Consider the following 13,132-nt stretch of genomic DNA (forward strand, 5'->3'; position numbering starts at 1 on the left):
ATCCTAGGCAAGAGGGCCGGATAGCAGGCGATCTTTCTTATTTTGCAATCCACATCAGCTAAAATTCATTGAAATGTACCCTTAAAAACAAAACCCCGAAAAAATTCGGGGCTTTGTCAACAATCTGTCGCCACTACGATTAACGTAGTGGCGATTTTTTATGGAGCCTAGGGGGATGTATGAATCTCCATTTCACTTGCTGACGGAAGTGATCTCGCAGATGCAGATCGCAGCGGTTGATTCAAACGCCGTGCTCGTACACTCCGTTCCCTGCGCGCGGGACGCCCCCCTTTCAGGGGTTCGCTCCCCATTGCAAAAAAATCGCCACTACGATTAACGTAGTGGCGATTTTTTATGGAGCCTAGGGGGATCGAACCCCTGACCTCATCGCTGCCAGCGATGCGCTCTCCCAGCTGAGCTAAGGCCCCGCGTTATTTTGTTATTCCGCAATCCGAGCGGCGACAAAAAGTAATATATCACAGCGGCAAAAAGCTTGTCAACTTTTTTCGCAAAAAAATGATGAACTACAATTTGCCGCCGTCGCCGACTACATGATGCTTCGATAACAACTCGTTCAGTTCCTTCATGAACATATTGATATCCTTGAACTGACGGTATACGGAAGCGAAACGGATATACGCCACTTCATCGACGGGATACAACTGAGTCATTACGATTTCGCCGATTTCCCGGCTATCCACTTCGGCTTGCGCCGTATTGCGAACTTGCTTCTCGACCTCGGAAACGATTTTCTCCAGCTGTTCCACGGAGACCGGCCGCTTCTCGCAAGCGCGAATCAGGCCGCGGAGCATCTTCTCCCGGCTGAATTCTTCACGGCTGCCGTCTTTCTTGATGACGATCAGCGGCGTTTCCTCCACCATCTCGAAGGTGGTGAACCGCTTTTGACATTTCTCGCATTCTCTGCGGCGGCGAATCGATTTATTCTCATTGGCGGAACGCGAATCGAGCACTTTGGTGCCCGGATAGTCGCAGTATGGGCATTTCATTTTCGCACGTACATCCTTTCATATTGCCAGCGAATCCCTGTAATGAAGAGCGCGCAAACGCGCATAATAGGATTACCAACGACAAGGAGGTGAACAGACATGGGTGCAGGACAATCCCGCAGCAGTAACGTACTGGTCGTTCCTCAAGCAAACGCTGCATTGGATCAAATGAAATACGAAGTAGCTCAGGAATTGGGTATCGCCATTCCTCAAGATGGTTACATGGGTAATATGGCTACTCGTGATGCAGGTGCAATCGGGGGTCATATCACACGCCGCTTGGTGCAAATCGCCGAGCAATCGCTTGCCGGTCAATTCAAATAATAACACGTTTTAAAGAATACGCAAGAAGTATTGGACGTTTGCCCTTGCTGCATCAAGCATAAGGAGCATGTCCAATGCTTCTTTGCTTTTTATTTGCCCTCTTTCCACGCATCCTTGTATAATTGATCGTATTTATTATAATAATACACGACGCGCTGAACGTAATGTCTCGTCTCGCCATAGGGTATCATATCGGTATTTTTGAGCGTCCCGTCCCACTCCTGCTCCTGCAGCCAGCGGCTTACTTTGCCGTGCCCCGCGTTATAGCCGGCGATAACGGCGATCATATTCCCGTTAAACTGCTTATGCATCCAGTTCAAATACCAGGAACCGAGCTCAATGCTTACGGCAGGGTTGTCCAGCTGTGAGCGGTAGTTACTCGAGAAATTCCCTTTGTCGATGATCCAATCCGATGTGTCCGGCATCAGCTGCATTAAGCCGTAGGCGCCTTTTTTGGACTCCACGCCGGTTTTGAAATTCGATTCCACTCGCATGATCGCTGCGATCAGGAACGGATCGAGCCCGTATTTTTGTGCGCTTGTGCGGATTTCATTCTCATATTGAATCGGATACAGCATGCGCCCGATCATAGAGCTGCTCAAAAATAAAAAGAGGAGAAAAGTTAGCAGCAGCAGGGCAAATACCCGCTTTTTCCGCCAAAATCTCATAGCAGCCCCCTCTCCGTCCAAAACGTATCGATTTGGCGTTCCGTTTCCTCCAGTGACCCCGAATTGTCGATGACGTAATCGGCAAGCGCCCGCTTGTCCTCGATCGGCATCTGCGAGGCCAGACGCTTCTCCGCTTGTTCTCGCATAAGCTTGTCCCGTTCCATCAGGCGCAGGATTTGAATATCGCGGGGCACGTAAACAACCATTACCTGTTCAAACATCCATTCCAGCTTTGACTCATACAAAAGCGGCACGTCGACGACGACCAGCTTGTCCGGGTAGTCCGCTGCGTAAGCCTCCATCCGAGCTTTCATGGTCGCGCGAATGGAAGGGTGAAGAAGCTGCTCTAGCGCCGTACGCGCCTCTTTATCGCCGAAAATGCGCTCGCCAAGCTTCTTGCGGTGCAAGGAGCCATCCGGAAGCAGAAGATCTACTCCGAATCGCTCGATTACACTGGCCAAAACAGGGGTGCCCGGCTCCACAACTTCTCTGGCGATTTGGTCCGCATCTACCAGCAGCGCGCCGCGGCGGACGAGCATGGACGATACCGTGCTTTTACCGCAGGCAATCCCCCCGGTCAATCCGATATTCATGGTCATCCCCCGGTCTCTAAGTGAAGTGTTAAAACAATTTCATGATGCCCATGATAATCAAAACAAATCCAGGCAATATCGATAGCTTGCGAACCCATTTCAGATTCGCGAACCGGAAGCCGAAAGACAGTCCCGCACTCAAAAACGTTCCGCTGGCTAGGGCAATGACCGCCGCGGTCAGCCAAGGCGTAAATCCGAGCAGCGCCGCGCCGAATCCGGCACCGAAGGCGTCAAGCGATAGAGCCGTGCCGAGCAGCATCGCTTCGGAAGACGAAATGTTGCCGGACCGGTCCATGTCCGCAATCGACGGCGTGCGAAGAATTTGAATGACGAGACCGAGCCGCTTCAACTCGATATACACGATCTCTTTGGCCGTAACGGCAACTGCGCCGACGGGATGGCCTTCGGTTGCCTCCGCAGCAGTATCGACCGGCGGCTTCCCCGCTTCCTGCTCCGCACTTTCGTGCTTCTCGGTAAGCATCTGGTAGATGGCCCACAATCCGATCCCCATCAAGATGACAGCGCCGATCGTTTTCGCGAACGACGGGTCGACAAACCGGCTGATCCATACGCCGATTTGCATCGACAAATAAATGATAATGCCCGAACATAACGAGATGATGGCGACGGACGGCAGCGGAATACGGATTTTTCGCAAACCGTACATGACCCCGACGCCAAAACCGTCAAGACTGACAGCCAGCGCTAGCAGCAACAACGAGACGACAGACAGCATGCCTATTCCCTCCCTCGATAAACCTCACTTTTCACTATATGGGAGGAATGGGCGGGGTGTGCCTGCGTTCTTACGAACGGCTTCGTTTCGTTCTAGGTCGTTTCAGCGGCTGGCATTGCGGGCAGTAGTGGGTGCCGCGACCCGCAACAACCGTTTTCTCGATCACGTGTCCGCAGTTAATGCACGGCTCCGCATTACGCCCGTACATTTTGAGCTGATGCTGGAACATCCCGATCTCGCCCTGGCCGTTGACGTACGATTTGACGGAAGAACCTCCGGCAGCCACCGCCTCGTTCAGCGTCGCAATAATCGCCTCGTACAGCTTGGCCTGTTCTTCTTTGCTCAACGTGTTCGCCTCTCGCTCCGGGTGGATTCCCGCCTGAAACAAGGACTCATCCACATAAATATTCCCGATGCCTACAATATATTCCTGATTGAGCAGCAACGGCTTGATTTTGGTCGTGCGCTTCCCCAGCTTTTCCCGGAACGCTTCGAGCGTAAACGAATCGTCCAGCGGCTCAAGCCCCAGTTTTTTCAGCGGGAGCTCCGACAAATCTTGGTTTAACGGAAAAATATGCATCGTTCCGAACTGCCGCACGTCCTTATAGCGCAGTTCGGTCCCGTCGGTAAAATGAAATACGACATGCGTATGCGGCTCCATCGGCTCGTCTGCGCCGTATACGCCGTATCGCCCCTCCATACGGAGATGGGAAACCATCGTATAATGATCGAATAGGAAGCGGAGGAACTTTCCGCGCCGCTGAACGGAGCGGATCGTCTCACCCTGCAGCAGCAGCGCGAACGCTTCCGCGTCGTCGGGAAGCTGAATGATCCGTTTCAGCAGCACCGATACGCGTTCCACCGTCTTGCCGATCACCAGTTGCTCCAACGTACGGCGTACCGTCTCGACCTCCGGCAATTCCGGCATGGCCTGTCCCTCCCTGATGTAAATTACTTCGCCTCGTACCAGTTCGCACCCGCATCGACGTCCACCTTCAGCGGAACATCGAGCTTCAGCGCGCCTTCCATCACTTCGGCGACGATCGCCTTCATGCGTTCCAGCTCGTCTTCCGGCACCTCGAACACCAATTCGTCATGCACCTGCAGCAGCATGCGGCTGCGGACGCCTTCGCGGCGCATCCGCTCATCCATCTGCACCATGGCCAGCTTAATAATATCCGCGGCCGTTCCTTGAATCGGCGTATTCATCGCCGTCCGTTCCGCGAAGGAACGCAAGTTAAAGTTCGACGCGGTAATTTCCGGCAAATAACGGCGGCGCTGCAGCAGCGTCGTCACGTAGCCGTCCTGCCGCGCTTTTTTCACGATATCGTCCATATATCCGCGTACCCCCTGGAAGACGGCAAAATATTGTTCGATAAAACTCGCCGCTTCCTTTCGGGTAATGTTCAAGTTCTGGGATAAACCGTAATCGCTGATGCCGTATACGATGCCGAAGTTCACGGCTTTTGCCTGCCGGCGCATATTCGCATCGACGCCATCCTCGGACACGCCGAACACGTCCATCGCCGTTTTCGTATGAATGTCCATATTGTTTTGAAACGCTTCGATCAGCTTCGCGTCCTGCGAAATATGTGCGAGCACCCGCAGCTCGATCTGCGAATAGTCCGCAGTCAAAATGCGCCAGCCCGGCTCGGACGGAACGAATACTTTGCGGATTTTGCGTCCTTCCTCGAGCCGGATCGGGATGTTCTGCAAATTCGGATATTGACTGCTGAGCCGTCCGGTCGCGGCGATCGTCTGCTTGTAATACGTATGAACCTTGCCCGTAGTCGGACGCACTTCCTTCAGCAATCCTTCGACATAAGTCGATTGGAGCTTGGCAAGCGTCCGGTAATTCAATATATGGCCGACCATCGGATGGTAAGGCTCGAGCTTTTCAAGCACTTCGGCATCCGTGGAGTATCCGGTTTTCGTCTTCTTCACGACGGGCAGCTGAAGCTTCTCGAACAAGATGTCTCCGAGCTGCTTCGGCGAGTTGATGTTGAATTCCATGCCGACCGCATCGTAGATCGACTGCATGATCACGTCGAGCTGCTTGCCGAGCTCCGCGCCGTACGCTTTGAGCTCCTCCGCATCCACCTTGATGCCTTGCCGTTCCATTGCGGCAAGCACATGCGCGAGCGGCTGCTCCAGCTCGTAGAACAGCGTATGCATATCGCTTTCTTCGAGCGCCTCCGTCAGCTTTGCCGCCAGCTTGAACGTAGCCGCGGCTTTGCGGCCCATGAAACTAGCCAGCACGTCCGCCGCAGGAACTTGGAACTTTGCGCCTTTGCCGAACACATCCTCGTCCGCCTGCAGCGCGGGCAGGCCGTAGCGCGCGGTTAACCCGTTCAGCGTCAAGGCCGATTCCGTCGGGTCGAGCAAATAACCCGCGAGCAGCACGTCAAACGCCACGCCGCGAAGCTCAATGCCCTGCCATGCGAGCGCAACGACCGACCGGTGAAGGTCGTACAACGAAACCGACTTGTTGTCCGAAGCAAACCATGCCCGTACATCGGCGGCCGCCTCTCCCTGCAGCACCCGAAACGGGGCGTAATAGCATGCCGTATTGCCGTCCGCCTCTCCCGGCGCGCAAAATGCGACGCCGAGTACTTCCGAATTGTGCGGATTGTCCCCGATCACCTCGACATGCAAAGCTTTCACAAGCGGCAGCGCCTGAATCAGCTTGTCCAGGTTGTCCGCCGTTACTTCGATCAAGTCCAGCGCCTCGTCTTCCGCGATTTCAGCCGCACCCGCAGACGAGCCGGGAGCCGATAAATTCAGCCGTTCGATCAGCGATTTGAACTCCAGCCTGCGGAACATATCGCCGAGCGTCTGGTCCTCGTATCCCTGATACGACAGCTCGTCCCAAGTAAGATCCATCGGCACCTCGCGGTATATCGTCGCCAGTTCCTTGCTCATCCGGGCGTCGTCCGCATGGGCTGCAACCTTCTCGCCCATCTTCCCTTTGATCTGGGAAGCGTTCTCGAGCACCCGCTCGACCGAGCCGTACTCGTGCAGCAGCTTAAGCGCCGTCTTCTCGCCTACCCCGGGAATACCGGGTATATTATCGGACTGGTCGCCCATAAGACCTTTCAGGTCGATGATCTGCTGCGGGTTAATCCCGTATTTCTCATGAATGTACGCGGGATCGAACAGCTCGATTTCGCTGATCCCTTTGCGCGTGAGCGCGATGCTTACCCGGTCCGAGGCAAGCTGAAGCATATCTTTATCGCCGGTTACGACGGTGACGTCGATACCGCCCTTCTCATCGGCAATGCGCGTAAGCGTCCCGATAATGTCATCGGCCTCGTAGCCGTCGAGCTCGAAGTGGCGAATGCCGAATGACTCGAGCAGCTCTCGCAGAACGGGAAACTGTTCCGACAGCTCCGAAGGCGTCTTTTCCCTTCCGCCTTTGTATTCGGTATATCCTTTATGTCTGAACGTCGCTTTCCCGGCGTCGAACGCCACAAGGAAATGCGTCGGCTTCTGTTCTTCCAGCAGTTTTAACAGCATTGTGGTGAAACCGAATACCGCATTCGTATGCAATCCTTTCGAATTGCTCAGCAGCGGAAGCGCAAAAAACGCCCGGTACGCAATGCTGTTACCGTCGATCAATATCAGCTTGGACAAATGCTACACCTCATTCCATAACCTGCTTGCTCACTATACATGATAGCATGCGGGACACCAGAAAAAAAGCTTTGTCTCCTTGCCGGAAAAAGGGGTGACGGCCGATTTTGCCGCATAAAATGAAACTAACTCGATCCTTCAGGACCACCATGAGCGTACGGGAAGGAGATCGGAGGAAGGCCATGAATGAAACGGTACGGGCGCACGGCAAACGCGCCATCTGCTTCGATGTCAATCAAACGCTGGTACAGCAAGAGTTGAGCTTCGAAACGTGCTTCCGCAGCGTATGGGAAACGTATGCCGGACGATGGGTGCACGACGATGACGTGCGGGCGGAACAGCTATGGGAGCAATATATGACCCGGTGGCAGCAGCGGCGCAAAGGAAAAACGGGCTTTCGGCAGCTTGACGAGCTGCAGCAGCAATGCTTGCGGGATGCGTTTCACGCCTTGGACTTGCCTGTCTCCGGCAGCATGGCGGAGAGCTTCATTCAGGAGGTGCGCTGGATGCAGACGAGCGCGAAGACGGTATCGCCGCAGGCGTACGAAACGCTGGAGCTGCTGTCGAAGGCGTATCGCCTGGCGATCATCAGCAACAGCTCCCAAACCGAAGTGCTGCATATGCTCGGGCGTTTCGGGCTCGATTCCTTTTTTCCCGCGGAGCATGTGTTTACTACGCAAAGGCACGGGGACAAAAAACCGTCTCCGCATTTGTTCCAAGCCGCAATGCATACGCTTCAGGTCGCGCCGAGGCAGGTCATTATGGTGGGAAATTCCTGGAAACATGATGTATGCGGCGCCGTTAAGGCCGGAATGGATGCCGTGTGGCTGCAGCAGTCCTCTTCCGCGGCGACGGACAAAAAAATATCCCGCCAGCGGCTGGGACGAAGGTATGTGTATTTGATCAAACGCCTCGATCAGCTTCGCGAGCTGCTGCCGTAGCTTCATGGGGCGCGCCGACGGTGCCGCGGCAGCATACGCTGCCGCGGCATGCTTTCGCCTGTTTTTTTAGCGCTGCGGCCGCTTGCGAGATTTGCTCCGGCGTTACGGCGGCATCGCTTTCGCATACAAGCAGCGATAACGACAAGGTGACCCCGCCCCCCTCAATCCGGCGGCCGCTGCGGTCTTCCACGATCCGCTCCCCATCCTCATAGAACAGCCCGATCCCCTGATCATATCGCCGGATCATTTCCGCACACACTTTCTCCGGCTCGCCGACGGACGTCATCGCGATGAAATCGTCCCCGCCGATATGCCCCACGAAATCGTGAGGATGTCCCGTCGTCACGATCGCTTGCTGAATGCAATCGGCCGTATACTGGATCAGCTGATCGCCTTTTTGAAAGCCGTACCTGTCATTGTACCACTTGAAATAATCGAGATCGGCATAGATGACCGAGAACCGTTTCCTTTCGGACAGCCGTTTGTTCAGCTCGCGGTGAATTTGAATATTGCCGGGGAGCCCCGTCAGCGGGCTCGCCACCTTGGCGCTTTCCATGCGAATGTTCGTGATGCACTCCAGAATCGACCGGATCGATGCAGCTCCGCGGAAGAGGCCTTGCGACGTGATGATCACGTGGTCGTACAAGTTGTGAATGTCGCGGGAGGTCGCCAGCTGCGATACATCCTCCACCGGCATATGCTCGTCCACGACAAGCGGCTTATCGTCCATGACATGCTCGATGGAACGGTTCCAGAACAGCGAGTAGCCGTACTGGCCGGCCAGCTGCTGAAACAGCCGCTCGCGCATCATCAGGCCGACCGGTACCCCGTCCGCTACGATGACGGCACCGGGCGCATTCTCGTTGCCGTGAAAATAGCCGGCGACGACGGAGATCGGGGTTCCCTTCTCAAAGCACTGGCACGCAAAAGCCAGATCTCCGATCTCCCACAGGCCTCCGGTCATTTTTTCGCTAATGCTGTTTCGGACGATATGCTCCGTCAATTCGGGACGGATGCGCGCTTCCTCCGGATCGGGGCGTCCGAGCAAATAGCCCTGCCCGTAATGAATGCCCACGCGCGTTAGCTTGAACAGCTCATCCATCGTTTCGATGCCTTCCGCGATAATGAAAATTTGCAGCTTTCGCGCAAAGGAGACCATCGTTTCGAGGATGTATTCCTTCGTTTTGGACAAATGCACATCCCGAATGAGCGAACGGTCCATTTTGATAAAATCCGGGTGCAGTTCGGCGATGGCTTGAAGCGAGGAATAGCCGGCCCCGGCGTCGTCGATCGCGATCCGGTAGCCTTGCTGGCGGTAATGGTCGAGGATGCGTTTGACCGCGCCGAAATCTTCAATCGAGCTGCGCTCCGTAATTTCAAAGACGACGTTGCCGGGGCGCAGTCCTTTGGCCCTCAGAAGCTCGAGCGTTTTGCCCGGAGCGAACTTCGGGTCCTGCAATATGTTAGCGGATAAATTGAGGAACAGCAATTGTTCTTGCGGACGGACACAGGCGCTCTGAATCGCCTTTTCGCGCGCAAGCCGGTCAAGCGGGTACAGCAGCCCTTCCGCCTCGGCCGCCTCGAACAGCTTCAGCGGCGCATGCAGCGGGCTTCCTTCCGGCCCGCGGGACAGCGCCTCGTAGCCGAGGACCGTTCCGTCGGCCAAAGAGAGAATCGGTTGATAGAAGGAGCGAACGCTGCCGTCGCGCAAAATACGCTGCAATTCTTCGCGAATGGTGTGCCGTTCGCCCGTTTCCGGAAGCAAGCTGCGGTCGTGTGCCATATTGATCCCTACTTCTCTCGGACTTTTTACAATTCGGTCGCAAGTCGGTCCGGATGCCGATATAGCGCATCTTCTCCAGTCCGAATAGGCTGCGCCGGAACGGCGCAGCCCCGCTGCCGGTTATTGATTCAAATCTTTGCGTTTGCCTGTCACCATATAGATGACGCCTTCGCCGATGTTCGTCGTATGGTCGGCCACCCGTTCGAGGAAATGCGCCGCCAGCATCAATTGCGACAGCTGCCGGTTTTTCGCGAAATCGTTCCCCATGAGAGCGTTGACGTCGAGGACTACGGTGCTGTACAGCTTATCCACCTCATCGTCTTTACCGGCCAGGGCGGAAGCCCGGTGAACGTCCCGCTCCGTGTAGGAGAGCAAGCTCTCCCGCAGCATCGCCTTGGCAAGCTCCGCCATCTTCGGAATGTCGACGAGCGGCTTGACCAGCTGTTCGCCGTTCAGACGAACGCAAATTTTGGCGATATCGACGGCATGATCGGCGATCCGTTCGAGATCGGTGGCGATTTTGATCGCCGTGCTGAGAATGCGCAAATCGCTGCCCATCGGCTGCTGCAGCGCGATAAGCCGCAGGGCGTCTTCTTCGATGCGGATCATCATCTCGTCGATTTCGTCATCCTGCTCGATCGTCTGTTTGGCGAGCGGCTCATCCATGCGGGCCAGCGCGTCGACGGCCTGATGAATAAGCTGTTCGACCCGGCTCCCCATATCGAGCAACGAATGCTGCAGTTGATTTAACGATTGGTGAAACAGAAGCCGGTTATCCATGAACCATCCACCTTTTTAACAATGTAAGGTACGTTATCCGAAACGTCCGGTAATGTAATCTTCCGTTCTTTGATCCGACGGCGTCGTAAAAATTTTATCGGTCTTGTCCGTCTCCACGAGCACCCCGTTCAGGAAAAATGCGGTCGTATCCGATATCCGGGCAGCCTGCTGCATGTTATGCGTAACGATAATAATCGTATACTTGTCTTTCAGCACTTGCGTCAGCTCTTCCACCTTCAGCGTAGAGATCGGATCGAGCGCCGAAGTCGGCTCATCCATGAGCAGGACGTCCGGTTCGACGGCGAGAAGCCGCGCGATGCACAGACGCTGCTGCTGGCCTCCGGACAACCCGAGCGCGGACTTGTTCAGCCGGTCTTTTACTTCGTCCCATAAAGCTGCCTGCTGCAAGCTGCGCTCGACAATTTCATCGAGCACCGCTTTTTTGCGCGTTCCATGGATGCGCGGCCCATAAGCGATATTATCGTATATGCTCATCGGGAACGGATTCGGCCGCTGGAACACCATACCGACTTTTTTGCGCAGCGATACGACGTCCGTGCTTGAATCGTATATATTTTGCCCGTCCACATAAATATTTCCACTGACGCGCACACTATCGATAAGATCGTTCATTCGGTTGAGCGTGCGAAGGAAAGTCGATTTGCCGCAGCCCGACGGGCCGATCAAGGCGGCAATGGCGTTCTGCTCGATCTCCAGATCGATATTATGAAGCGCATGGTTATCGCCATAATACAAGTTCAATTGATTCACTTTGATTTTCGTCCGCTCGGCGGTTTGATTTTCGGCAGTCATCAAGGTCATCGTTATTTCCCTCCCGACAGTTTTTTCTGAAGCAGGCGGCTTGGTATGGCAATGAGCAGGTTAAACAGCAGCACTACAATGAGAAGCAGTGCGGCGCTGCCTTTGGCGATATCCCGGGCGTCCGGCACGATCGCTTCGGACTGCACATACCACAAATGAACGGACAGCGTTTCCCCCATGCTGAGCGGGTTGAAATCCGGGAAGAACCGGGATACCGACAGCCCCGCCGTGTAAATAAGAATGGCCGATTCCCCAAGCGCCCGGCCGGCCACCAGCGTAATGCCGGTAATCAGACTCGGCAGCGCCGCGGGAAGCATTACCTTGCGAATCGCCTGCCAGCGGGTGGAGCCGAGCGCAAGCGAAGCTTCCCAGTACGAGTCGGGAACGGCACGTATCGCCTCTTCCGTCACCCGGACGAGCACCGGCAAATTGAGCAGCGATAACGTCGCCGCACCGCCGATGATCGAGAATTTGAGCCCCATCCAGTTGACGAAGAGCAAAAAACCGAACAAACCGAACACAATGGAAGGCACGGAAGAGAGCGCCTCGACGGAAACGCGAATGATTTCGGTGAAACGATTTTTCTTCGCGTAGATCGCCAGATACACGCCTGCGCCGACGCCGATGGGCAGCGAGAACAGCAGCGATAGAAACAAGATATAGAACGAGTTGAACAGCTGCGGACCTACGCCGCCGCCCGCCATAATTTCCGACGGTTTGCCGGTAATGAATTTCCATGAAAGCATCGGAAGGCCGTCGCCCAGTATCCGGACGAGAAACCAACCGAGCAGCACGATGATGATGCACCCGGTCGCCCAAAAGTAGATCGTCGCCAAACGGTCTGTATGTTTGCTAGTCATTTCAGTTCGCTCCTCTTCGCTACGATTCGGATGACCACGATCAGGAACAGCGAAATGAGCAGCAGCATCAGCGCCATCAAAAAGAGCGCGTTGTTCCACGTACTGCCGTAGTGCGTGTTCCCCATATCTTTGACGATCGCCGTCGTCAGCACCGTCGTTGAATCGAGCAGCGATTTCGGCATTTGCGGCGAATTCCCGATCACCATGAACACCGCCATCGTCTCCCCGATCGCCCGGCCCATGCCGAGAATGACCCCGGTCAAAATGCCCGGCCGAGCCGCCGGAAGCAATACTTTCCAGATCGTCTGCCAGCGGGTGGCTCCCAGTGCAAGCGAAGCTTCTTCCAGCCGTCCCGGAAGCGCGCGGATCGCATCCTCCGAAATCGACAATATCGTCGGTAAAATCATAATGGCAAGAATGATGGCAGCCGGCAGTATCCCGTACCCGAGCCCTTCGTTAAACTTGGCCAGAAACGGCACGATCACGGTCAAGCCGACTAATCCGTAAACGACGGATGGAATGCCGACGAACAGATCCGTCGCCGGACGCAATATTTCCCGCATCCACGCCGGCGCAATCTTCGCCATGAACACGGCGCCCGACAGTGCAAGCGGCAGCGACATGAGCACGGAGAGCAGCGTCAACAGGATGGTGCTGTACAAAAACGGAAAAGCGCCGAATTTATTTTGCGACGGCGTCCAGTCGGTCGAGAAGAAAAATTCGAGAGGCGAGACGTCCGCAAACGTTCTGACGCCTTTCCAACCGACAAAAGCGATGATGGAAAATATAATGATCGATACGAGCACGGCGCTGCCGGCAAATACCCATCGCATAAGCCGGTCGCTGACGTTCTGCGCCTGCGTCCACCGATTCGCATTGTTATCGTTGTGTTCTGCCTTCACGCGTTCCGTTATTTGATCGGCGAACGAATTCATGTGGCGATACCCCCTGCAATAAATTCACCTTAACCTTACCCTGTTCTCAT

Annotated in this window: 13 protein-coding genes and 1 tRNA gene; 2 read left to right on the forward strand and 12 right to left on the reverse strand. The window is 55.1% G+C overall.

Annotated features, from left to right (window positions below):
- Nucleotides 1-355 precede the first annotated feature (355 nt).
- Nucleotides 356-428 (reverse strand) — tRNA-Ala (locus ACFQI7_RS16320).
- Between the two features lie 96 nt (nt 429-524).
- A complete protein-coding gene (gene nrdR / locus ACFQI7_RS16325) occupies nt 525-1,007 on the reverse strand; it encodes a transcriptional regulator NrdR (RefSeq protein ID WP_218094547.1) in 483 nt (160 codons plus the stop codon).
- A 99-nt stretch (nt 1,008-1,106) separates the two neighbouring features.
- Here nrdR and ACFQI7_RS16330 point away from each other — a divergent pair, with 99 nt between their 5' ends.
- Complete coding sequence (locus ACFQI7_RS16330) at nt 1,107-1,331, forward strand: alpha/beta-type small acid-soluble spore protein (RefSeq protein WP_218102453.1); 225 nt, start codon at nt 1,107-1,109, stop codon at nt 1,329-1,331.
- Nucleotides 1,332-1,420: 89 nt separating this feature from the next.
- Here the strand turns inward: ACFQI7_RS16330 and ACFQI7_RS16335 are convergent, their stop codons facing one another.
- The 5 genes from ACFQI7_RS16335 to polA form a co-directional block, all read right to left on the reverse strand.
- Nucleotides 1,421-1,999 (reverse strand): lytic transglycosylase domain-containing protein, encoded by a 579-nt coding sequence (locus ACFQI7_RS16335; RefSeq protein ID WP_218102452.1) that lies wholly within the window; start codon nt 1,997-1,999, stop codon nt 1,421-1,423.
- Nucleotides 1,996-2,592, reverse strand: a complete 597-nt coding sequence (gene coaE, locus ACFQI7_RS16340) for a dephospho-CoA kinase (protein ID WP_218102451.1) — start codon at nt 2,590-2,592, stop codon at nt 1,996-1,998. The genes ACFQI7_RS16335 and coaE overlap by 4 nt, the downstream gene beginning before the upstream one ends.
- Before the next feature lie 28 nt (nt 2,593-2,620).
- A complete protein-coding gene (locus tag ACFQI7_RS16345; RefSeq protein WP_218102450.1) occupies nt 2,621-3,328 on the reverse strand; it encodes an MntP/YtaF family protein in 708 nt (235 codons plus the stop codon).
- A gap of 70 nt (nt 3,329-3,398) precedes the next feature.
- Entirely contained in the window at nt 3,399-4,256 is an 858-nt protein-coding gene (gene mutM / locus ACFQI7_RS16350) for a DNA-formamidopyrimidine glycosylase (protein ID WP_218102449.1), read from the reverse strand.
- Between the two features lie 23 nt (nt 4,257-4,279).
- Nucleotides 4,280-6,961 (reverse strand): DNA polymerase I, encoded by a 2,682-nt coding sequence (polA, locus tag ACFQI7_RS16355; RefSeq protein ID WP_218102448.1) that lies wholly within the window; start codon nt 6,959-6,961, stop codon nt 4,280-4,282.
- A gap of 182 nt (nt 6,962-7,143) precedes the next feature.
- On the opposite strand from polA, the gene ACFQI7_RS16360 reads away from it, so the two are divergent.
- Nucleotides 7,144-7,902 (forward strand): HAD family hydrolase, encoded by a 759-nt coding sequence (locus ACFQI7_RS16360; protein WP_218102447.1) that lies wholly within the window; start codon nt 7,144-7,146, stop codon nt 7,900-7,902.
- Here the strand turns inward: ACFQI7_RS16360 and ACFQI7_RS16365 are convergent.
- The 5 genes from ACFQI7_RS16365 to pstC all read right to left on the reverse strand — a co-directional run bounded on the left by ACFQI7_RS16365 (nt 7,865) and on the right by pstC (nt 13,082).
- Complete coding sequence (locus tag ACFQI7_RS16365) at nt 7,865-9,685, reverse strand: GGDEF domain-containing protein (protein ID WP_218102446.1); 1,821 nt, start codon at nt 9,683-9,685, stop codon at nt 7,865-7,867. The two genes, ACFQI7_RS16360 and ACFQI7_RS16365, sit on opposite strands and share 38 nt — an antisense overlap.
- Nucleotides 9,686-9,805: 120 nt before the next feature.
- Complete coding sequence (gene phoU, locus ACFQI7_RS16370) at nt 9,806-10,465, reverse strand: phosphate signaling complex protein PhoU (protein ID WP_218102445.1); 660 nt, start codon at nt 10,463-10,465, stop codon at nt 9,806-9,808.
- 33 nt (nt 10,466-10,498) lie between these two features.
- Nucleotides 10,499-11,278, reverse strand: coding sequence for a phosphate ABC transporter ATP-binding protein PstB (gene pstB, locus ACFQI7_RS16375; protein ID WP_218102463.1), 780 nt, complete (start codon nt 11,276-11,278; stop codon nt 10,499-10,501).
- An 11-nt stretch (nt 11,279-11,289) separates the two neighbouring features.
- Entirely contained in the window at nt 11,290-12,147 is an 858-nt protein-coding gene (gene pstA / locus ACFQI7_RS16380) for a phosphate ABC transporter permease PstA (protein WP_218102444.1), read from the reverse strand.
- Nucleotides 12,144-13,082 carry a phosphate ABC transporter permease subunit PstC gene (gene pstC, locus ACFQI7_RS16385; protein WP_218102443.1) on the reverse strand — a complete coding sequence of 313 codons (939 nt, stop codon included), beginning with the start codon at nt 13,080-13,082 and terminating at the stop codon, nt 12,144-12,146. Before pstC ends, pstA begins: the two co-directional genes overlap by 4 nt.
- Nucleotides 13,083-13,132 lie beyond the last annotated feature (50 nt).

Origin of the sequence: Paenibacillus allorhizosphaerae, assembly GCF_042659105.1 — a bacterium.
Taxonomy (GTDB): domain Bacteria; phylum Bacillota; class Bacilli; order Paenibacillales; family NBRC-103111; genus Paenibacillus_G; species Paenibacillus_G allorhizosphaerae.